General features: G+C 55.0%; 24 protein-coding genes and 2 pseudogenes. 4 read left to right on the forward strand and 22 right to left on the reverse strand.

All coding sequences use genetic code 11. The annotated features are described in order from the left end of the window. The 19 genes and pseudogenes from KGP26_RS10830 to KGP26_RS10920 all read right to left on the reverse strand — a co-directional run bounded on the left by KGP26_RS10830 (position 1) and on the right by KGP26_RS10920 (position 11,000). Positions 1 to 621, reverse strand: a complete 621-nt coding sequence (locus KGP26_RS10830; RefSeq protein ID WP_021804844.1) for a 4Fe-4S dicluster domain-containing protein — start codon at positions 619 to 621, stop codon at positions 1 to 3. Positions 622 to 652: 31 nt separating this feature from the next. Then, entirely contained in the window at positions 653 to 1,195 is a 543-nt protein-coding gene (gene hydN, locus KGP26_RS10835; protein ID WP_094982349.1) for an electron transport protein HydN, read from the reverse strand. A gap of 792 nt (positions 1,196 to 1,987) precedes the next feature. Beyond that, positions 1,988 to 2,299 carry an addiction module antidote protein gene (locus KGP26_RS10840; RefSeq protein ID WP_223497973.1) on the reverse strand — a complete coding sequence of 104 codons (312 nt, stop codon included), beginning with the start codon at positions 2,297 to 2,299 and terminating at the stop codon, positions 1,988 to 1,990. Between the two features lie 40 nt (positions 2,300 to 2,339). Next, complete coding sequence (locus KGP26_RS10845) at positions 2,340 to 2,621, reverse strand: type II toxin-antitoxin system RelE/ParE family toxin (protein WP_223497972.1); 282 nt, start codon at positions 2,619 to 2,621, stop codon at positions 2,340 to 2,342. Between the two features lie 120 nt (positions 2,622 to 2,741). Continuing rightward, positions 2,742 to 3,599 (reverse strand): DUF4942 domain-containing protein, encoded by an 858-nt coding sequence (locus KGP26_RS10850; RefSeq protein WP_223497971.1) that lies wholly within the window; start codon positions 3,597 to 3,599, stop codon positions 2,742 to 2,744. Between the two features lie 75 nt (positions 3,600 to 3,674). Next, positions 3,675 to 4,043: a type IV toxin-antitoxin system YeeU family antitoxin gene (locus KGP26_RS10855; protein WP_223497970.1), complete on the reverse strand. Its 369-nt coding sequence runs from the start codon at positions 4,041 to 4,043 to the stop codon at positions 3,675 to 3,677. A gap of 78 nt (positions 4,044 to 4,121) precedes the next feature. Continuing rightward, on the reverse strand, positions 4,122 to 4,457 hold the full coding sequence (locus KGP26_RS10860) for a TA system toxin CbtA family protein (protein WP_223497969.1): 336 nt from the start codon (positions 4,455 to 4,457) through the stop codon (positions 4,122 to 4,124). Positions 4,458 to 4,469: 12 nt separating this feature from the next. After that, the gene (locus KGP26_RS10865; protein ID WP_223497968.1) at positions 4,470 to 4,952 is read right to left on the reverse strand and encodes a hypothetical protein; all 483 of its coding nucleotides are present in this window, start codon (positions 4,950 to 4,952) and stop codon (positions 4,470 to 4,472) included. A 61-nt stretch (positions 4,953 to 5,013) separates the two neighbouring features. Further along, positions 5,014 to 5,334 carry a DUF5983 family protein gene (locus tag KGP26_RS10870; RefSeq protein WP_223497967.1) on the reverse strand — a complete coding sequence of 107 codons (321 nt, stop codon included), beginning with the start codon at positions 5,332 to 5,334 and terminating at the stop codon, positions 5,014 to 5,016. Beyond that, the gene (locus tag KGP26_RS10875) at positions 5,331 to 5,708 is read right to left on the reverse strand and encodes a hypothetical protein (RefSeq protein ID WP_223497966.1); all 378 of its coding nucleotides are present in this window, start codon (positions 5,706 to 5,708) and stop codon (positions 5,331 to 5,333) included. The genes KGP26_RS10870 and KGP26_RS10875 overlap by 4 nt, the downstream gene beginning before the upstream one ends. Before the next feature lie 38 nt (positions 5,709 to 5,746). After that, positions 5,747 to 6,235 (reverse strand): DNA repair protein RadC, encoded by a 489-nt coding sequence (radC, locus tag KGP26_RS10880; protein ID WP_223497965.1) that lies wholly within the window; start codon positions 6,233 to 6,235, stop codon positions 5,747 to 5,749. Between the two features lie 14 nt (positions 6,236 to 6,249). Next, positions 6,250 to 6,702 (reverse strand): annotated as a pseudogene (locus KGP26_RS10885) (antirestriction protein). A gap of 118 nt (positions 6,703 to 6,820) precedes the next feature. Then, the gene (locus KGP26_RS10890; RefSeq protein ID WP_223497964.1) at positions 6,821 to 7,069 is read right to left on the reverse strand and encodes a hypothetical protein; all 249 of its coding nucleotides are present in this window, start codon (positions 7,067 to 7,069) and stop codon (positions 6,821 to 6,823) included. Next, positions 7,069 to 7,893 (reverse strand): DUF932 domain-containing protein, encoded by an 825-nt coding sequence (locus KGP26_RS10895; protein WP_223497963.1) that lies wholly within the window; start codon positions 7,891 to 7,893, stop codon positions 7,069 to 7,071. The genes KGP26_RS10890 and KGP26_RS10895 overlap by 1 nt, the downstream gene beginning before the upstream one ends. Before the next feature lie 171 nt (positions 7,894 to 8,064). Further along, a complete protein-coding gene (locus KGP26_RS10900) occupies positions 8,065 to 8,304 on the reverse strand; it encodes a hypothetical protein (RefSeq protein WP_223497962.1) in 240 nt (79 codons plus the stop codon). Positions 8,305 to 8,306: 2 nt separating this feature from the next. Next, positions 8,307 to 8,525: a hypothetical protein gene (locus KGP26_RS10905; RefSeq protein ID WP_223497961.1), complete on the reverse strand. Its 219-nt coding sequence runs from the start codon at positions 8,523 to 8,525 to the stop codon at positions 8,307 to 8,309. A gap of 62 nt (positions 8,526 to 8,587) precedes the next feature. Continuing rightward, positions 8,588 to 9,292 carry a WYL domain-containing protein gene (locus KGP26_RS10910; protein WP_223497960.1) on the reverse strand — a complete coding sequence of 235 codons (705 nt, stop codon included), beginning with the start codon at positions 9,290 to 9,292 and terminating at the stop codon, positions 8,588 to 8,590. 342 nt (positions 9,293 to 9,634) lie between these two features. Next, complete coding sequence (locus tag KGP26_RS10915; protein ID WP_223497959.1) at positions 9,635 to 10,522, reverse strand: GTPase family protein; 888 nt, start codon at positions 10,520 to 10,522, stop codon at positions 9,635 to 9,637. 85 nt (positions 10,523 to 10,607) lie between these two features. Next, on the reverse strand, positions 10,608 to 11,000 hold the full coding sequence (locus tag KGP26_RS10920; protein WP_223497958.1) for a hypothetical protein: 393 nt from the start codon (positions 10,998 to 11,000) through the stop codon (positions 10,608 to 10,610). A 306-nt stretch (positions 11,001 to 11,306) separates the two neighbouring features. Between KGP26_RS10920 and rfaQ the strand changes: the two genes are divergently transcribed. The 3 genes and pseudogenes from rfaQ to KGP26_RS10935 form a co-directional block, all read left to right on the forward strand. After that, complete coding sequence (gene rfaQ / locus KGP26_RS10925; RefSeq protein ID WP_223497957.1) at positions 11,307 to 12,485, forward strand: putative lipopolysaccharide heptosyltransferase III; 1,179 nt, start codon at positions 11,307 to 11,309, stop codon at positions 12,483 to 12,485. Between the two features lie 41 nt (positions 12,486 to 12,526). Then, complete coding sequence (locus KGP26_RS10930) at positions 12,527 to 13,750, forward strand: O-antigen ligase (protein WP_223497956.1); 1,224 nt, start codon at positions 12,527 to 12,529, stop codon at positions 13,748 to 13,750. Then, a pseudogene (locus KGP26_RS10935) lies at positions 13,747 to 14,549 on the forward strand (glycosyltransferase family 9 protein); the annotation flags it as partial. The gene KGP26_RS10930 and the pseudogene KGP26_RS10935, both read left to right, overlap by 4 nt. 32 nt (positions 14,550 to 14,581) lie before the next feature. On the opposite strand, the gene KGP26_RS10940 reads toward KGP26_RS10935, so the two are convergent. The 3 genes from KGP26_RS10940 to KGP26_RS10950 form a co-directional block, all read right to left on the reverse strand. Further along, positions 14,582 to 14,902, reverse strand: coding sequence for a zinc-ribbon domain-containing protein (locus tag KGP26_RS10940; protein WP_223497954.1), 321 nt, complete (start codon positions 14,900 to 14,902; stop codon positions 14,582 to 14,584). Positions 14,903 to 15,213: 311 nt separating this feature from the next. Continuing rightward, complete coding sequence (locus tag KGP26_RS10945; RefSeq protein ID WP_223497953.1) at positions 15,214 to 15,804, reverse strand: inovirus-type Gp2 protein; 591 nt, start codon at positions 15,802 to 15,804, stop codon at positions 15,214 to 15,216. Positions 15,805 to 16,963: 1,159 nt separating this feature from the next. Then, positions 16,964 to 17,170, reverse strand: coding sequence for an AlpA family transcriptional regulator (locus KGP26_RS10950; RefSeq protein WP_223497952.1), 207 nt, complete (start codon positions 17,168 to 17,170; stop codon positions 16,964 to 16,966). A gap of 662 nt (positions 17,171 to 17,832) precedes the next feature. Here KGP26_RS10950 and KGP26_RS10955 point away from each other — a divergent pair. Further along, positions 17,833 to 18,606 (forward strand): hypothetical protein, encoded by a 774-nt coding sequence (locus KGP26_RS10955; protein WP_223497951.1) that lies wholly within the window; start codon positions 17,833 to 17,835, stop codon positions 18,604 to 18,606. Positions 18,607 to 18,642 lie beyond the last annotated feature (36 nt).

The raw sequence follows: 18,642 nt of genomic DNA on the forward strand, positions 1-18,642 counted from the left end.
TTATTTCTGCCCCCTGACGAGAGAAGGAGAGGATGGCCAGCCGATCGCGACCTGGCCGGCTCGCGCCAAACGCCGGGCCTGCGCTTCCTGCTCAAGCTGCTGCTCATCGATGATATGCAGGGCATTGGTTGGGCAGATACGCACGCATTCTGGCCCATCGGCGAGGAAGGCGCAGAGATCGCACTTCACCGCTACCGTTTTGATCCCGGCATTCCAGGACAGATAGGGTGATTGGTTTGCGGGGCTGGTTGGCACGTCGGGCAGCAGTTCTGCCGGGACGTACTGCTCAAACATCGACGGGATATTGACTGGCCCGCTGCCCGCCGGCGTAATTGCACCGAACGGGCAGGCCAGGCCACATAGCTTGCAGCCAATGCACAGGGTCTCATTCAGCTCAATGGCATGCTCGCCGTGCGTGATGGCATTGACCGGGCAAACGCGCGCACAAGGGGCGTCTTCACATTGGCGGCAAAGTATCGGCGCCGTTTGTTCTCCGACCCGGGTCACCGTCAGCCTGGGATGCGACTGTAGTCCTTCGGCCTTATGCACCTCGGTACAGGCAGCCATGCAGGTATTGCATCCGATACAGTGTTGAGGCTCCGCAATAACAAAGCGGTTCATGGCCGTTCCTCCGACAGAAAGCGGTTCATGCTTATATCGCCAACGACAGTGGATTGAGGGCGGCGCGGCGGCGTTTCTCTGCGTTCATTTTTTGCAGTAGCTGTTGGTCCACACAGAGCAACGCATCGGTGGGGCAAAACTCCATACAGGCCGGGCCATTGGCACGTCCGGTGCAGAGATCGCACTTGTGCGCTTCCGCCTTCTCGGCGGCGGGGAACATCAAGGCATTACCCTGATGGGCCACCGGGCGGGTGACCACTTCCATCACTCCGTATGGGCAAGCCATGACGCAGGCTTTACAGCCGATGCAACGCTCCTGCGTGACCTTGACCATGCCGTCGCTCTGGCTGATGGCCCCGTTGGGACAAACGCTGGCGCAGGGGGCATCATCACACTGACGACACAGCACCACGGTGCTGACATTGCCGCCTTTCAGCAGATGCAGGCGAGGCGTGAAGTTGGCGGCATCCAGCGCCGAGACATCCTGGTTTTGGCTATGGGCCACTACGCAGGCGATCTCACAAGTACGGCAGCCGATGCATTTTTGCGGATCGGCCATGATAAACCTGTTCATCAGTCACTCCTGATTACCTTCCATCGTTAAACCCCAGGCGGCGAGCCTGTAGGTCTGTGCTGCCGTTAGCTATACACAAAACGTGCCAAGCCTAATAAATTGATATAAAACAGTTGGTTGTGATTTTATGTGTCGCGCATGAACGGCGGATGGGCATAAACGACGAAGCGGGAGGGGATATTCGTCACGTTCCGCCAGGGTTGGCGTCGTCACTTCGTCATTTTTGTCGAAATCGGTAGCAAAAATGACGGTTTGCCCCTCACCCCAACCCTCTCCCACGGGGAGAGGGAGCCGATCGGCGTTGTCGATAAGTGCGGGAATAAAGTTGCGGCTTGTTAAGTCAATTTTCCTGTGGAGGGGGAGTTAAATTGGCGCTGTGGTCGATCACGGGACTTAATTTGCGTCTCGGACTGTCCCCTCTCTTAGGGGAGAGAGAGCTGATAACCCCTACTCTGTTGGGAGAAGGGCTGTCATATCAGCAACCTCGGTCGCCCCCTTTAGCGAAGGTGAGTCAGCCGGTGCTTATGAAGGATCACTATACTTTCAGCCCAACTCGATCGGTCCCCTCTCCCTGTGGGTGAGGGTTGTTTTTGTTTTAACTGGCTGATAATAAATGATTATAAATTTAAAAATAAAATTAAAGCCCCCTTTATAGCCCCCAAATGTTTTTCGCTGTATTGGGGGGCGGTTTGCCATGAGGGAAACGCATCCATACCCCAATGCTATTTACCTCGTTCGCGCTAATTCATGGGGCCTTCTGCATATTGTCGGACTTGGCAGATAACGTTTAACTCAGCCAATAGCGACTATCTGTGAGAACTGAAACCCGGTAGCAGATACGACACTGCGCAGCGTTTTCAGCGTTGGATTACCTTTCGGTGAAAGCGTTCGGTAAAGGGTTTCACGAGAAACACCAGCCCTATCAGCTATCTGTGCCATTCCTCCTCGAGCCTCAACAACATGACGTAGTGCTGTTAGAAACGCTTCCTGTCCGCCGTCCTCATCGATATCAATAAACGCCTGGTGCAGGTAGTGTTGTACAAATCCAGGGTCTTCGCGCAAAAACTGTACCATCGCATCATCATGTAAACGGGATTTAGCCATCACATTACCTCTTCAAATAATCTTTCAGGCAGTCAATAGCCTAGTCTATATCATCGCTCTGGGCTTTCTTATCGCCCCCCAATAGAAGCAGTACAATTTCATTCCTGAGCAAGCTGTAGTAAACCCGATAACCTGGCCCCTGATCGATACGCAGTTCCCAGACACCATCGCGGCAGGGTTTGTGATCGCCAAAATTTCCGGCTCCCATTCGGTTCACCCTGGAAGCGATTTTTGACCTGGCTATCGGGTCACGTATCCCTTTTAAAAACTCCATATACAAATCACGCCCATCCGTCGTGAGGTAGTGCTTGATCACAACCATAGTAATATTGTAGCTTATAAGATACAATATGGCATTGTAGCTTTTAGGCTTTTCGCGTCAATGCCAAATTGTTTATTTTAACATGATACACCCGTAGTCTATGCAGTGACGATATTTTGACTAGACCCTGACAGGTAATACGCCAGGGTAATGTTTGGCGATGATATCGTTCATCTTGTCCATCAACTCAGGCTTTCTGAACGTCAGGTGCGCTGACCCCTTCATGAAATATTTGATTGAAAAGTACTCATCTTCATAAACCTCAGCTTTTTGCGGTGTAGCACGGATATGTTCATACAGCCGAGCGGTGACATCCTGCCGATTATCCGGTATTGCTTTCCCTTCCAACAGGAATAGCATCCGTTCAAGATCTGCCAACTGATCCCGACGATAACTGTGGTTCAGCGTAAATCCCCATTGGTTGTGACTCACCAAACTGTTGACGATCACTTTCTTGCCAAATTTACACGGGTGATTCGACTTGTAATCCCAGGAGAGCGATTTGAACACGTTGATCACGCCCCGCTCAAATACCTCGCCCTTGTCCCGATGCAACTGCTCGAACGTGCTGTAAATGCTCTCCCCGCTGATCGCCGGAATAGTATCGCCCTCCAGGTTTCTGTACCACTGGTCACGCGCCTGGGCATCCATGATGGAGAGCATTCCGGAGCGTTTCATCAGATCTCGCCATATACGGCGGTCGAGATTACGGCTGATCACGGGCATGGCTGTTTCGGCTTTCTCCATCAACCAGCAACCGCAGCGGAAGTCTTGTTTCATTGACCAGTCCCTTGCTACTCCACCGCCAATGCTGCTGGTGATGGCTGAGATATCCTCAAGCTGGTGAATAAGGGCTTCAATTTGTGCAAGCGCGGTGTTACGCCCTGTGACGATACGCTCAATACTGGTGGAGCAGATCACGTCGGTGTGATCGGTCAGAACATCGGGTTCGATAACGGTGCTGACTGCATAATTCATTGTCATTTCTCCATAAAAGTAAAATGCCCGCATCATGGCAGGCAAGGTGTCGTGTTCTGATATACGGTGAATGGCTTACTCGCCGCTCGTGTGCTGTGCTGTCTGATAAACAGCGATATAGACATGCCCAAAACTGCCCAACGTATCAGCCTGGCAGGTAAAACCGGCGTGCTGGACCGTGACGCAGTGCTGGCGGCGCTGGTCGAGTTCACCCGAGCGCAGACAGGTTTCCAACTGTTCAATCAGCACGGGGAAGGCGCTATTCAGCCCCTTGAGGTCGTTGGGTGAAAAGGTGCCAACCAGACCGGCGCGGTCAACCAGAAAATGCAGACGATTGCCCTGTTGCACCAGTCTGGCACCTAATCTTGGCGTGATAGCACAGTGCAGGCCCCAGATGGGGGACGGTGTGCTGTCTTCGTGGTTATCGGTATCGCTATCTTTCATTGTCGGCGTTCCTTAAAAGGCACAACGCCAGCGGGCGAGGCTGGCGTGTTGTTGGATCACAGAGGTTAATGGATGCTATCAGGCAAGGCGGCGAATGGCTGGGCTTCGCAAACCTAGCGCACTGCGGGCCCGTAGGAGATCGCCCCCGCTTAGGGTTGGGTCTTGTGCCATCAGGCTGAAACCGGGGCGATCAATGCGTACCAGATCAAATTTCTCCACCAGTTCGTTGACGGTCTCCCTTACGGTAATGCCATGTTCAATCTGTTGAGCAATCGCCTGGTCGTCGTGATAGGGCGTATCGTTAAGTTCCAGGCCATAGCAATGGCCCAGCAACCAGGCCAACAGTTGCTGGTATTCGATAAAGGTGGGATTGGCATGGGTCGGGGTGTGGGGGAGTTTGTTGATGGTCTTCATAAAGGGGGTTCCTTAACAGAGCGGAGAAACCGGTAACTTGCAGTGATAGCTCAGCCAGTAGGCGACTTTGCGCCATTGTTTCAGCGGAACGTCAGATTCAATCGTCCAGGTGTTGGGGCACTGCGTATTCGCCAGGAGCAGTGCGGCCATGACTAACCCGTGGTAGGGATAGCCTCGTGTATCGCAGCGGATCAAGGCATACGGTGTTTTACGCGGGTAAAGGATGAAAGGGTCACCGGCCAGGTGGCTGGCCCTTTCCCCGTTAAAACCGATCATCCCTGGCCCAATCAGGTTGTCGTCGAATTGATACAGGCGGTTGCCGGTGTGTTCACAGATGATGGGGGCTGTGGCTAAACCCAACGTGTCGGGGCGTTGGCACAGTTGCTGATAAGCGGCGGTGATGGCCTGGTATAGCCTTTGCCAGTCGTCTGATGAGACAGTGTTATGCTGCAGAAAATGGAATACGCCCGGCACGGGCTGTGTGCTCGTGTTCATGAGAAAGAGTCCTTTAAGAATAATGGGATAACGCGAGGGGGCGCGTTAGGAGTGGGCAGTATTACCAGTCGAAGGTGGCAAAGCCGGGCAACACGTCACCCAGGGCATCGATATGCAGGTAGCTCAATTGATGGCGTTTCATCAACGTGGTAACCAGACGGCGGCAGGCTCTGGAGAGCCCCAGCCGTTTAAGCCGCAACACCGGGGGCGTCCACGCCTCCAGCCTGAGCAGATAGCCCGTGCCGGTGTAGCACAGCCACTCGACGTCGCTGAAGTCGTCCTGGCAGTGGGAAAGCTGATAGAGCCGTTGATTGTCGTCTTCGGTGATGTGGGCCGTACTGCATTGCAGGCCGAAGCGTAACACAGGTATTGTCGTGATCATCGACACCCTTCCTTTATTACACCCCGTTGCGGGTAACGGCGTTGATGATGTGCCAATACCTTTTCACGCCATTCAGGGCTGATGACCGGAGCCATCGCCAGATAGCGTTTGGGGCAGGAATAATAGTAAGGGTGCACCGATTCATCCATCGCCTTATAGCCCCAGCTTCCGGCTGACCCCTGCATCAGGGTGCAATGAATGACGGTGTGAGAGGTTTTGGTGGGGTTTTTGGGGGTACTTTGAACAACAGACCACAGAACATTGCCCCGTAATGCATGCGCCAGCGTCACATGTTGATAGTGTTCGGTGTCGTCGGTTCGGATCAGTGCCGCGATCAGCTCACGGCGAGAGCGGTGCGAAAATAACCAGCCCATAGAGAATGTCCCTTATATAGAATGGTAGAAAGTGGCTATCAGCAAGGCAACCAGCCACGCTCTGCCAGCGAGAGCGGTTCAGAATCCCCGACGATCAGGTGATCCAGAACACGGATATCGACCCATCCCAGTGCACTCACCAGGCGATCCGTCAGTGTGCGATCGGCATTGCTGGGTTCGGTGTCACCGGACGGATGATTGTGGCTGACGATCACCGCAGCGGCCTGGTGGTGTAATGCCCGGATCACCACTTCACGAGGATAGACGACGGTGGCATTGAAGGTACCGACCGAGAGCGTTTCACTGGCGATCAACCGGTGGCGATTGTCTAAAAACAGCACCATAAAGCATTCACGGCGTTGAGGTTGCAGATGGAGCTTGAGCCAGGTTTTCACCGCCTCCGGGGCGTTGAACGTATAAGGGCGGTGTTTAAGCTGGGTTTCGAGTATGGCCAGTGCCTGGCTGACAATCTGTTGCTGGTTGGTGGTGAAGGGCGGTGGTGGTGTAAGCAGTTGGGGGTGTTGCATGGGGAGACCTCGTTTCAGTCAATCAGGGCGAAAATGGCACGGCTGTCGGGATGTTGCAGTGCGTATTCCCGCAGGCGGTAGAAATGTTCGGTCATTGCCTCGCTCTCGGTACGGCAGGCGTGGTGACTGTAGGCCATCAGGCAGGCGGTGATCCCGGCTGCGTGTGCGCCCATCTCAGCCCCGTTGCCGTTGAGGAGGTTGAACAGTCACCAGGGCTTATCGTCTTCGGTTTGTGGAGCGATGAATACCCCACCGTGACTGAGCGTGTAAAAATCCCACATCCCACCGTGGTAATCGGCACACAGGCGATCCAACCAGTTGAAGACGTGGGTCTCTAGCAGGAACCATCGCGGTACGCTGCCAAAATGCTGTTGCCAGAAACGGGAGCGTTGGTGGTCTGGCACCAGCGTAGCGATCAGTTCGCTGGTCTGAGGGATTGCTGTAGAAGGTGCAGAATGTGTATTCATGGGAAATAGCCTTTTGAATGAGATACATAACAAAACAGGCCCCACCGGAAAACAGGGGAACCAGTCTGGACGGGGTGTGGTAACGGTCAGTGAGTGCTTACGGGGGACTGTGGTCGGGTTATTGCGGCAGAGTGAAAATCAACCGCAGTTCGGCGCAGGATTGGGCATAGCCATCCACGTCAACGCAGGCTGGCCAGTGACCTTCTTCCTCAGCCAACCGGCACAGGCTGCGCTCACCGGGGCGGTAGCAAAGATGGTTGCACCAGGCGCACAGATCGTCATCTGATATCGAACGGCTACCGGGGTGATTGTCCAGCGGCAACGGGTGCCACTCTGCCTGCCGCGCGTCAGCGGGAACGTGTTGCATCAGGCCACTGCCTGCTTGAGCTGCTCCGCCATAACCCACAATGCGCGGTTTAGCTTGATGTCGCCATCAATCCCGTTGACCGCGCGGGTCTGTGCCCGTTTGCCGGTGGCGCTGCGACCGGATAATCCGCCTTTGCTGAGATTTTCTTGCAGCCTTTGGAATGTTGTCCACAAATCATCTTTCTTATCCTCCCAACGCCGGGGCATCAGGATTTGGTTTTCGGTAACGGGGTGATGTTCTTCGCCGTAACGGTAGGTCAATACGGCGTGCGCCAGGGCGTGCTGATGCTCGGGGGTCAACGTTAACGCCAGCATCCCTTCGCGGCTCTCTTCTATCCGGTCAAATATTCCCAGTACCTCGTATGCTCCTTCAATCACTTTATCTACAATCTCGGTCCCTTTGTGCGGCACACGAATCTCACCAAAACTCTGACCACAGACCAGCCCGTTCGAACAGATCTGTCTGTACCAGCCTGGCAGCATCTGGTAGCTGCTGGAGCCATCGTGACTGTTGAGCAACACGATTTCCTGCACCTCTTTTTGAGTGATTTGACCCGAACGACGCAGGCGCATAAGATGCTTGGTGTGTTCACGTTTGCCCGGATCGCGAACACGGGTCTGGCAGGCAAAGAACGGCTCAAATCCTTCTTCACGCAACCGTTCCAGCAAGGTGATGGTCGGGATGTAGCTATACTTTTCGCTGCGTGAAGCGTGTTTGTCGTCACCCAATACGCTGGGGGCGTAATGGGCCAATTCATCAACGGTTAACGGGCGGTCGCGGCGAACGGAATTCACCCGACCAAAACGGGAGGCTAAACGGGTCATGGTTAATTTTTCCTTATTCGGAGACTAAAAACAAAAAGGCCCCACCGGCAAAAACCGGGGAGCCTGTCTGGACGGTGTGGGGAAAATTTCCCGGGTGTTAACGCAAAGTGGATCAATGGTGCAGTGGTGTCACGTGGAGCGATGACACCGGCCTCGGCCTAACGCCGGGACTTATTCTGACGTGCATTCGACGGCAGTCTGGAGCAGATAGTCAGCAAAGTCCGGTCTCTGGATGACGCGCACGTCACGCCCCCATCCCTCACCGTATCTGGCGGTGATTTTGTTGTAGGCGCAGTCGCACATCGCCGTATTGCCCTGCGTCTTGTACTCTCGCATGAATTCGCGTTTTTCAGGGGCATCGCAGCCCGCTAGGGTGCAGAGCACGAGCAGAAGAGGCCATGTCGTTTTCATGGCTATCGTCTCCCGTAATACGCCAACAGCAGCCCGGCAATGACGCAGAACCAGATAATCCCGCCCAGAATATCACCCAGGGCAGGAAACCAGGCCACGGGCCAAATGAGCCCCTGGCCGATGGCGTAGCCCAGACCACGTGATGCCTGTTCCCCCCAGAATGCTTTATAGACGGTGGTGACAAAACCCAGGAAAAAATAGAGTCCCCAAAAACCTTTCATTAAATTCTCCTTTAAAGCGTAATCAAACCCGGCGCAGGCCTGGCAGGTGGCACCGAACCGACTTATTCGTTCGGTGGTGAATGAAACGGCAGTAATACCTCACGGATAAAACGGTAGTGAGGCAGCGCGGCAACAAAATGGGTGTGGGTGATCAGGCTATCGACTGCCTGACAGGGGACGTAACTCTCTTTGGACACAATCACTGCATCAATGTCATCGACAACAATCACCGCGATGCGCCCCTGCCATTCGCCCACCAGATACCAGTGTCCGTCGTGAAACATCAGGCGGTAAGGTGCGAGCCGCTCATAACGGCACGTTGGCGTCAACAGCAGTACCCGGTGTCGGGTGGCGATGGTGTCAACCAACGTGGCAAAATGCGCTGAGACCTGGCTGGCGTGATGTAGCTGAAAAATGGTTGGCCAGGAAATGCAGGGAGAGGCACCATCAGCTGACAGCAACGCCTTGATCATCTGACTGTCGAGACCCGGCAGCAGGTCAATGATGCCGATACGTCTCGCAAACGCCAGCACGTCTTTCTCGGTATGGCGCTGACTGACGCCTGAGGCGAGACGGCAGAGACCCTGCTGGTATTCCAAATCCAGATAGACCAGCCGCTCGCGAAAATCACGACGCAAGGTCCGCAGGGAAACCCCAAACTCGCTGGCCAGGTTGCGGACATTCAGGGTATCACCGGCCAGTAAGCGGCTGATGATCAATGAGAGCCTGACCGCCAGACGATCATGCCGGGGCGCTATTTGGGGCATTGAGAGGCTCCATCAACGATCTGAAAAATGAGAACCACTGTAAAGAAGGGGGCGGTCAGGGTATGGACACACCGGAAAATATTTTTACAGCAGGGTGATCACCGGAGTGGTGCGACGAACGAGGGATTTCATGCATGTCGGCATCGAATTGTCGTGGACAGGGAGTGGCCACAAGGCCGTTTCCTGCCACTAATCGAACCATCATCAATACTCCTGTAAAAATGCGTGAGACTGCCGGATAGGCGTGAGCCGACAGCAGAAAAAGAAAATGGCCCGGCCTGAGAGGCCGGACCGCAGAGGGATGCACGGGGTCAGTCAGCGTTTACCGGGGGATGCAGCGCGTTACCCGAAAAACCAGCCCCAGACGGATTTAGCCACCTGCCGGACGGTATTGTTGACCGACTTGACCAGCGCTTTGACGGGGGTGGGCAGCGGCACGGTGTCGATAACCCAGTCGATGAGTTCGCTGACGGTGTCGCCAAAATCGTCGCGGGCTTTGTCGAGTACGGTGTCGGTGCGGTAGGTTTCGCGCAGTTGAACGGTCACCGCACTGCTGGCCTCCTTTGGGAGCGCGGTTACCAGGGCCTCCACCAGGTCGGGCAACTGATACCCCGTGGCAGCACTGACGACCTGAATGTGTGCTGGCGGGACCTGAAAGTGTTGGGCAATCGCCTGGACCTTGCGTTCAAGCGTGTCCCACTGGCAGGCAGAGGGTTGCTGCTTCACCCGGTCCCACTGGGCCACCGGCTCGACCTTGTCGGCCTGATTGACCACAAACAGCACCGGCACCCTGGGGTTTGTGGCGTTCAGGAGTTGGTGGTAGACGTGCTCATCCACCGACAGGGCACGGTCATCGGCCTTGATGACCCAGAGTATCAGGTCAAGTTCGGGCAATAACTGCTGGTACAGCGCCTGGTATTCGGTGTCACGCGCCCGGCTTTCACCGACCCCGGGCAAATCAATCAGCGTCAGTGCATGGGCCCCAAAGGTGAGTTGCAGCCGGGTGGCGGCACGGGTACAGGCATCGACATCACTGACCGCGCAGGGGTCACCCCGAAACAGGGCATTGCACAGGCTACTTTTCCCGGCACCGGTTTTGCCCATCACGCCAATCACCGGCTGATACTGCACCACCTGCTGCAGGCGTTGCATCAGTCGTTCACGCACGGCAGCGGGCAGGAGCGAAAGATGTTCATGGAGTACGGTGACCCCGGAACGTTGTGTTGTCATGGCGGGAACCTTGAATAAGAGACAGACCTACGGCGAGAGAAAGGGGGCCACCGATGGCCCCCTGAGCAGAGGACGCTACGCGGGCTTAAGGCCGCCAGACGCCCCATTCCTTATTGGTTTTAGGGTCAAGCAGGTCTGTCAACCCGGCTGGCACCGGACAACGGCCTTCACCGGCATAGCAAATCTCGGTGCCTTCATCTTTCATGTTGGTCCAGTTCTCGTCACTGCCCAGATTGCCATTGGCGGCACTGTTGATGGCCCCTACATCGCCTTCGGCAAAGCAGCCCACCGCCGTGTTGGGCTGGTACTTTTTCGGCACCTGCAGACAAAAGGCATTTTTGCCGTCGTACTGGAAAATGACGATGCGGGGCTGGCCGTCGACCACCTGGTTTTGGGCCAGCGTGGTGGTGGTCTTTGCCTGAGCAAGGGGGGAGAGAATGGCGAAAGCCAGCAGGGTCAGCGGGATAATCGGTTTCATGATGAGGTGTCCTTGTGTGTTATCGAGAGGGCTTCTCGATACTCATGTTGGTAATATAGATGTGAGAAATCATTGAGTTATAAAGATTCCCTTTGGGTTCCACGTCCCCACATCGTCCCCAGCATAAAACGGCACGGGAAGCGACCACGGCAAAGAGAGCGGCTCATATTATTGATCGTTAATATCGATCAATTCATTAATATTGATCTGTGTAGGCTATCAATGGTAAATTGCATCGCCGACAGGTAAAGGCTGTTCGACATCCGTGAACAAGACGATTTCTGCAGGGTTCCAGGACAATGACCTATGACAATAACGCCTCCCCATTCCACCGTATCGACTGGGCCCGACCAGCCCCGGTTGCCTGACCAACGGCTCCCCAACCGGTTGCTGCACCGTGAGCAGGTCCAGCGCATCCTGGTTATCAAACTGCGTCATTTGGGGGATGTCCTGCTGACCACGCCGTTGCTGGGTACGCTGCGGGTCAATTACCCCAATGCCCTGATTGACGTGCTGGTGTATGACGGTACACAGGCGATGCTGGCGGGGAATCACGACATTTACCTGACCTATACGGTTGACCGGCGTCTCAAACACCAGGGCGTCAAGGCGCAGTATCGGGGGGAGCACGCCTTATGGAACAGCCTGCGCAGCGCGCGCTACGACCTGGTCATCAATCTGTCGGACCAGTGGCGGGCGGCACTGTATTGCCGTTTTCTGCAACCGGCCTTCAGCCTGGGTTTTCGTTATCCCACGCGTAACAACCGGTTGTGGCAAGCTTGTCATTCCCTGCTGGTGACAGTTGATGGCCATAAACAACAGCACACCGTGTTGAATCATCTCGACATTCTGACGCCATTGGCCTTACCCACCCAGGTTACTCGCGTGAAACAGGCCTACCGGCAATCCGATATGGATGAGGTCGACCGGCTCAGCCAGCGCCATCACCTGACGGATTTTGTGCTGCTCCACCCTGCGGCCCGCTGGGCATTCAAGACCTGGTCAGTGAAGGGGTACACGCAGGTTATCAATCACCTCACCGCCAGAGGAGCAACCGTGGTGTTGACCGGGGGGCGTTCCGTTGAAGACGTCACCCTGGTCACCGCCATTCTGGCAGGCTGTACCCAACCGCAGCAGGTGGTCAATCTGGCGGGTCGCCTGGACCTGCCTGAGCTGGCGGTGTTGATGGACCGGGCAATGCTGCTCATTGGCGTGGACTCGGTACCGATGCACATGGCCGCGGCCCTGCAAACACCTTCCGTTGTGCTGTTCGGTCCCAGTAATCTGGCGCAATGGTCGCCCTGGCAGGCGCCGCATACCCTGTTGTGGGCGGGCGATTATCGCCCGTTGCCCGACCCTGACGACGTCGATACCGATACCCCGGAACGTTATCTGGAGGCCATTCCGGTTGAGGCGGTCATCCGTGCGGTGGACCATCGACTCGCCATTCTGGCGACGTCGGCTACCGCCCCTGCGGCGCAGTGACTGACACCACCTTTAATTCACCTTGATAGAAGCCCATCACCATGTCATCGACAAACTTGTCCGCAGTCTCTTCCTTTACCCCAAGCCGCATTCAGTGGTTTGGCCTGACGGCATTTTTACTCGGGGTGTCCCTGCCGACGTCCAACGCACTGATGAATATCGCGTTGGGCATGGTTGTAGTCTGCCTGCTGTGGCAACGGGATTATCGTTACGTGCTCCCCCTGCTCAAACAGCCCCTGGTCTGGTTGCCCGCCTTGATGTTTGCCCTGCTGGCGCTGTCGTTGCTAACCCAGTACCACGACTATGGTCCGAAGATGGTGGGCAAGTATCAAAAGCTGCTGTACGTGCTGCCGCTGGCGCTGTTCTTCCTGACTGACCGCCAGTTACTGACCCGGTTTATCAACGGCTTTTTGCTGTCCAATGCGGTGATATTGGTCATCAGTCTGGTGTCCGGTATCGGGCATGTCACGCTGGGCGGTCTCGACCCGCAGAACCCTACGGTCTTCAAGTTGCAGATAACCCAGAACGTGTTTATGGCGTTCGCGGTTCTGGTGTGGTTGTCCCGAGCCTTCGCACAATCCGGCCTCACGCGCGCGGGCTATGGCGTACTGGCCGCGCTGGCAACGGCCAATGTGTTGCTTATGGTTCAGGGACGTACCGGCTATGTGGCGTTGTTGGTCGGGGTGGGCGTCTGGTTGTTGTTGACGTTACCCGGTCGGCAGCGTCTCGGGGTGTTGGTCTGCGGTCTGCTGGTGACGCTGGCGCTGGTGTTGATTCCCAATCGTGCCACGGAGCGCCTGGCATTGGGTCTGCAGGAGGTTCGCCACTGTGTGCTGGCTCCGGCTGAACGGGCCTATCAGGCCTGTGACAACTCGATGGGGCAGCGAACGGCCTTTGCCCGTGAGGCGTTCCGGCTGATAAGACAGGCTCCCCTGTTGGGAAACGGGGCCGGGAGTTTCTGGTACGGCAATGCCCAGACCGGCTACAGTGTACATAACCCGCACAATGAATATCTGCTGGAGACGGTCCAGAACGGCCTGCTGGGGCTGGCGCTGTTTCTGGGCTGGATGTGGTGCTGCCTGCGGGCGGCCTGGCGTCAACCGGTCGCCTGCCGTAACCTGTGGGTGGCCATTCTGGGCAGCTATATGGCCTGCCACCTGTTCAATTCGTTCCTGCTGGACTCAGCCGAAGGGCATCTGTTTATGGTCATCGCGGCAAACCTGGCGAGCTTGACGGTAGTCAGGCGAGAGGCCACGGTTCCATGAAGCGTATTCTGATAATCCGGATGGATTTTCTGGGGGATATGGACCGTACCACGGTATTTATACCGGCGATGAAGTAACGTTGTCCCGCTGCAGACATCCCTGTTCTGGCGAACAGGGACAATCAGGATGCGTTGCTCAATAACCCGGCAGTGACGCAATACCATACCTATGTCTACAGTAAATACCGTGAGCGCAACCCTCGGCCTGGCAGGCTGGCTGCACTCGTTGACCGGCTAGCCCTGATTGGGCGTTTACGGCGATGGGGTTTTGATTTGCGGGTCATTCCCAACGGCGGGATACATAAGAACAGCATTCAGTTTGCCCGGCAACGCAATGTCAGGGATTGTCGCTGGCATAACGCCGTGACCGCGTTTGATGGCCGCAATCCGCAGCACGTCGCCAACCGGGCACTTCGCCACGAGGCCCTCTCGGGGTATGCACGGGTGCCAGAGCTGGGTCAGATGCAGAGTAGCGCACTGCGGTTGCAGGTTTATCCGGCACCTGAGTTACAGGCGAAGTGGCATCGGTTATACGGGACACGCACCCGCACCCGGTGCCGTATCGGGCTGTTTATCGCCAATAAATCGCCCCAGCGTCGCTGGCGTCGTGAGAAATGGTGTCAACTGGCGGCCACCTTGAGTCCTGCCATGGATCTGTTTGTTTTATCTCCCCGACAGAACCGCCGATCGCCCATATTGACGCACGTTATCTCAGTACGCCGTCAGTCAGGGAACGGGTGGCGGCAATGAGCTTACTGGATCTGGTGATATCGGCGGACTGTGCCCCGATACACCTCGGTTTATCCCATAACCACACGCAATGCAGTGCTTTTCACCCTGGTAATGACTCTGGTACAACGCGCAGTACCCTGTGCGTAATACGATAGGTGCTGCAAGTTTTGCGCAACGCCGCGTGCTTCGCCTCGGTTTTCACCCGTGGATCCAGATTTGCACAGTTCATCAGCGTTGATTGCGGGACCGTCCGCTGGTCATGCTCGAACCACGGGCCACGCCGGGTATACCCCACTTGCAATATCAGCTGATAACCGCAGGATATGCAGGTGAGCACGCCACTGCCTCTGTTGATGGCCTCTTTAATCGTCACAAAGTGTCCGACGTTGTCATTGGCCAGGTAACATTTCAACATGCGCATACGGTGACCTCCGACGGGGGGGACGGCTGTGTTGATCGGTATGGCTAATCCGTGCGTCAGGGGCGGTCTGGGCTGTTCTAGCCCCGGTCAAGCGGCCATGGCCGTCCAGCGTGATAAAGGATTTCATATTATTGGTTCTCTGCACACCCTTACGCGCAGGGGGTGCCCGTCCCTGTGTTCGGGCACGAAGGGGAAATGAAAGTCAGCTCAACAAGCGAGGTCAAGCAGCAGGTGGCTTGCGGGATAGCGACTATCGTCACCGACGCGCGTTGGATTGAACGAACATTGATGGCCAGGCGGTGCGGTTGAGCTTAGGCATGGCCTGCCTTACGAGGACGCCCCACCGCCGAACGCTCGGGAACGTCATTGCAACCGAAGGGGAAGAGCATCCCCTCTTTCTGCTCAACTTTGGCAAGGTAGCTTAACACCCGCTTGATATTGGTAATGCTTGCTGGCGCGTTGTAACACACCGGGATAGTGATATCCGCCTGATACCTCTCTTTAAAGTCACAGCGATGAAAGCCACCGTCCTGTTGTGTTATCGCTTTCCAGAATGCCATGGCTTTCTCAGCAAAGGGAAAGGTGCGTTGCGTCGCATGGCCATCCAGCCAAAATACGACGTGTGCATGAAATTTGTGATCAACGGTCCACTCGATGACCCAAAAATACCCCACAACGGCGCTCAGACGCTCCATTTCAGTCATCAATAGCCTGACGTCACTTTCAAGCTGACGGTGCCGCTGCTGGCCGTACCGGACGGTATTTTTTTGATAAGACAGATCGACGCGCAAGGCTAACAGACGGGAGTAACGGTTTACCAACTCATCGATGTGTAAATTCAATCTGTGGCTCAAGAACCAATCAAGGCTCCAGGTTCGATTGAATGGGCTTGTGTTACGCATGGGATCAACTCCTGGGTTCAAAATCGTCAGCGTGGGGGGGAGGACTGGGCCTGATGAGGTCGTGTGGGGGGAAAAGGGGGCATCACCGTTGATTGCAGAAAGGATGGTACGCGCGCACTCAACGGCGAGAAGGTGGCTGTCAGCGCCAATACGGCACCTGGGACGCTTACAGCGACACGCCCGGTTCTTTATTGCACCCCGTGAGGCTTACCCGGTTCAACAGAAGGTGCATATCATCCTCGTCGGAGCAGGCGACCGCAGGGCTGAACGGGTAAAGGGGCGACTGCTGCCGCCCTTCAAATTAACTGGCGACCCCAAGTCCGATGTGCAACGCCAAGCCGCCTTGGCTCTGCCAACGGCTGCCCCCAAGCCTGTCCCTCCCCAAGGTACTGCTCAGTGCTCCCTGAAAGCGCTGTAAAGCCCTCTTCGGGACAAACTGGCGTAACCCATACGAGGCATAGGGCACGGCTTTCCAACGCCCTGGCGATGGCTTGACGCTGGCTACACTCCCCCCGTTATCGAACGGGACGATATGGCAGACACGTCGGACCGGGCAGCGCCCTTATCCGCATTGTTGACCACACGGGGGGCTTTAGGCGTCAGAACGTAACGCAACCATCACCTCTACGGTAACGCCCCCTGACTTCGCTGAGGCGTGTATAGCTCACGGCGCAGACATACAGGTAGGCTGACAGGAGCTGCTCTGGACTCCACTCCCCGCCCAGAACAAACCCACCTCGGGCATACACACCTTTTTGCCGAGGCTTGCCGTCTGACTTCACGGGGGTTAACGCCAAACCCCTGCCAGTCTCGCAGCAGCGCAATCAGGTATCCGTGTGAGCTACGGGTGAAATTAACAAGGGTAGCGATCGGGGTTATGCCTACACCCTGGATCAGCGGACTAAGTCTCAATATGCGAGAGGAGAGTAAGCACACACAGTGACTTCAAGGCTAGGTAAGTAAGCTGGGTAACTGGAGTACCAGACTCGAGTGATCAGGCTACTAGAAACTAGAGTGAGCAGAACTCTAAAAATGGAGTAAGTAAAATACTAAAACTGGAGTGCTTGTTAATTAAATTAAAAAACCCAAATTAATTTCACTTCAACAATTGACATCTGAGTGATTTGGCTAAACTCAGGTAAAATAGCCGATGGAGGTCTCACTTCCTTGAGACTCTGATTCGCTCCTGCACCCATTGCTCCACCTCACTCTTCAGCCAGCGTGAGCTTCTGCCCAATTTGATAGGCCTGGGGAACGCCCCCTCGCTGATAAGTTTGTAGAACCACTTATCGGTCAGCCCGGTAAAGTCGGTGATGAAGATCATACTCACCAACTGGTCGTTGGTCAGGTCTACGGTGTTGTGCATGTTGATGCCCTCTGAAATCGATTGGATTAGAGAGAACACGGTGAGGATCCCTGTTTGATTTTCTATCGAGGTCACCGGACACCCTGTTCGTCATGGCATTCCTGACCGGCGTAAAAAATCTTAGAATCAGCTCATCACTTTTGCACTTTCACTCACTGCGGTTACCAACGCATTTTTTTCACCTGGTTGCTGATCGGAGCACTAACGTGGGTACCAGGCCATGGCTAAATGCCCCCCACCGTCGGTTATTACCCTTGACCCAATGTTAGCGATATACGCAATTTTCACGTCATCCGGCACAAATAGAAACATAAGCGTTGACGAACAATCCAGGACGGAACGGTGCGAGTCTATGGTTAGATGTTCTACGAAAAACGTCGGTTCGTCACGCTGCAACATCATGACCGTGGCACAGGTATGCGATCTCGATTTCCGGAATTTTTTTACGTACTTTCACGTAATAGGTAACGTAACCTCCCCCCCTGTTGTTGAGCCCCGCAGGTGGCTCCTATGATCTAAAAGTGATCGAGGCAAGGAGGGAGTCAAGACAACACCGTAGGCAGCCGTCAGAGTTCCCTAACCATCAAAGTGCTTGACAAAAACCAAACTACAAGTTATAATGTTACATTATAACCAATAACGCCGAATAATCATTAGCCAATATGCAACAATATTCTGGCAACACAGTGAACATGAGAAAGAAATCATCCCAGACGGAGTCGGTAAACGGAAAACTCGCTGGGCACTATCATCGGGTATTTATGCGTAACCCCGACATCAAAAATTTTCACTTCGGATTTTATCTGACTCCTGTACTGCCAGAAGGGTCACACCTGAAACGAGCCCGGTTTCTGAACGATAAAAGTGGTCAGGTCACCCACGCCAAACGGCTTAAGTCTGTATTGGGAAAATTCAATAACAGTTACAGAAACTGCAGAATTGGTACTGTCATCACCGGTTATTCATGGGTGTTGCTCGCTGAACGGTTTGGTGAACCGTATGTCGATATCATGTTTTTTGTCTCAAAAGCAGATCGCACGGTGGAGAACGGGGGGAGGTTGGCAGACTTATGGATGTCACTGGCAAATCCCAACAGGCAGCAACGTAACCGGAAAACTGAACCGGAGGGTAAAAAGTTACTTGAGAGCGGTGCAGTAAATTTTGCAGCCGTATTGAGCTACAACCTTGCGTTACCCTTTTTGGCATTAAGTCGTGGTGATCATCCTTATCTTCAGGAATTCATCGATGCAGACAGTGACCAAGACAGTGACCCAGGCAGTGGCAGTGACCGAATGCCGCTTTATGCTACACCGATGCGAAGAATACGAACCGGTGGTAATGACCCTCATCGCCATTCTTTGCTGGTACTTCCCGGGATGCGAAGCGTAGGGGGATCTGAACATAAACGTGCCAGGAGAAAGAAGGTCATTGTTTAGAGCGAGCCGCTGTTACCGAGGGTAAAAGCACCTACT

It is taken from the genome of Serratia sp. JSRIV002, assembly GCF_019968725.1.
GTDB classification, from domain to species: Bacteria; Pseudomonadota; Gammaproteobacteria; order Enterobacterales; family Enterobacteriaceae; genus Chania; species Chania fonticola_B.

Excerpts from the sequence above, each read along its gene's own strand:
- KGP26_RS10830 (WP_021804844.1), bottom strand. The coding sequence starts at position 621 with ATGAACCGCTTTGTTATTGCGGAGCCTCAACACTGTATCGGATGCAAT.
- hydN (WP_094982349.1), bottom strand. The coding sequence starts at position 1,195 with ATGAACAGGTTTATCATGGCCGATCCGCAAAAATGCATCGGCTGCCGT.
- KGP26_RS10840 (WP_223497973.1), bottom strand. The coding sequence starts at position 2,299 with ATGGCTAAATCCCGTTTACATGATGATGCGATGGTACAGTTTTTGCGC.
- KGP26_RS10845 (WP_223497972.1), bottom strand. The coding sequence starts at position 2,621 with ATGGTTGTGATCAAGCACTACCTCACGACGGATGGGCGTGATTTGTAT.
- KGP26_RS10850 (WP_223497971.1), bottom strand. The coding sequence starts at position 3,599 with ATGAATTATGCAGTCAGCACCGTTATCGAACCCGATGTTCTGACCGAT.
- KGP26_RS10855 (WP_223497970.1), bottom strand. The coding sequence starts at position 4,043 with ATGAAAGATAGCGATACCGATAACCACGAAGACAGCACACCGTCCCCC.
- KGP26_RS10860 (WP_223497969.1), bottom strand. The coding sequence starts at position 4,457 with ATGAAGACCATCAACAAACTCCCCCACACCCCGACCCATGCCAATCCC.
- KGP26_RS10865 (WP_223497968.1), bottom strand. The coding sequence starts at position 4,952 with ATGAACACGAGCACACAGCCCGTGCCGGGCGTATTCCATTTTCTGCAG.
- KGP26_RS10870 (WP_223497967.1), bottom strand. The coding sequence starts at position 5,334 with ATGATCACGACAATACCTGTGTTACGCTTCGGCCTGCAATGCAGTACG.
- KGP26_RS10875 (WP_223497966.1), bottom strand. The coding sequence starts at position 5,708 with ATGGGCTGGTTATTTTCGCACCGCTCTCGCCGTGAGCTGATCGCGGCA.
- radC (WP_223497965.1), bottom strand. The coding sequence starts at position 6,235 with ATGCAACACCCCCAACTGCTTACACCACCACCGCCCTTCACCACCAAC.
- KGP26_RS10890 (WP_223497964.1), bottom strand. The coding sequence starts at position 7,069 with ATGCAACACGTTCCCGCTGACGCGCGGCAGGCAGAGTGGCACCCGTTG.
- KGP26_RS10895 (WP_223497963.1), bottom strand. The coding sequence starts at position 7,893 with ATGACCCGTTTAGCCTCCCGTTTTGGTCGGGTGAATTCCGTTCGCCGC.
- KGP26_RS10900 (WP_223497962.1), bottom strand. The coding sequence starts at position 8,304 with ATGAAAACGACATGGCCTCTTCTGCTCGTGCTCTGCACCCTAGCGGGC.
- KGP26_RS10905 (WP_223497961.1), bottom strand. The coding sequence starts at position 8,525 with ATGAAAGGTTTTTGGGGACTCTATTTTTTCCTGGGTTTTGTCACCACC.
- KGP26_RS10910 (WP_223497960.1), bottom strand. The coding sequence starts at position 9,292 with ATGCCCCAAATAGCGCCCCGGCATGATCGTCTGGCGGTCAGGCTCTCA.
- KGP26_RS10915 (WP_223497959.1), bottom strand. The coding sequence starts at position 10,522 with ATGACAACACAACGTTCCGGGGTCACCGTACTCCATGAACATCTTTCG.
- KGP26_RS10920 (WP_223497958.1), bottom strand. The coding sequence starts at position 11,000 with ATGAAACCGATTATCCCGCTGACCCTGCTGGCTTTCGCCATTCTCTCC.
- rfaQ (WP_223497957.1), top strand. The coding sequence starts at position 11,307 with ATGACAATAACGCCTCCCCATTCCACCGTATCGACTGGGCCCGACCAG.
- KGP26_RS10930 (WP_223497956.1), top strand. The coding sequence starts at position 12,527 with ATGTCATCGACAAACTTGTCCGCAGTCTCTTCCTTTACCCCAAGCCGC.
- KGP26_RS10940 (WP_223497954.1), bottom strand. The coding sequence starts at position 14,902 with ATGCGCATGTTGAAATGTTACCTGGCCAATGACAACGTCGGACACTTT.
- KGP26_RS10945 (WP_223497953.1), bottom strand. The coding sequence starts at position 15,804 with ATGCGTAACACAAGCCCATTCAATCGAACCTGGAGCCTTGATTGGTTC.
- KGP26_RS10950 (WP_223497952.1), bottom strand. The coding sequence starts at position 17,170 with ATGCACAACACCGTAGACCTGACCAACGACCAGTTGGTGAGTATGATC.
- KGP26_RS10955 (WP_223497951.1), top strand. The coding sequence starts at position 17,833 with ATGCAACAATATTCTGGCAACACAGTGAACATGAGAAAGAAATCATCC.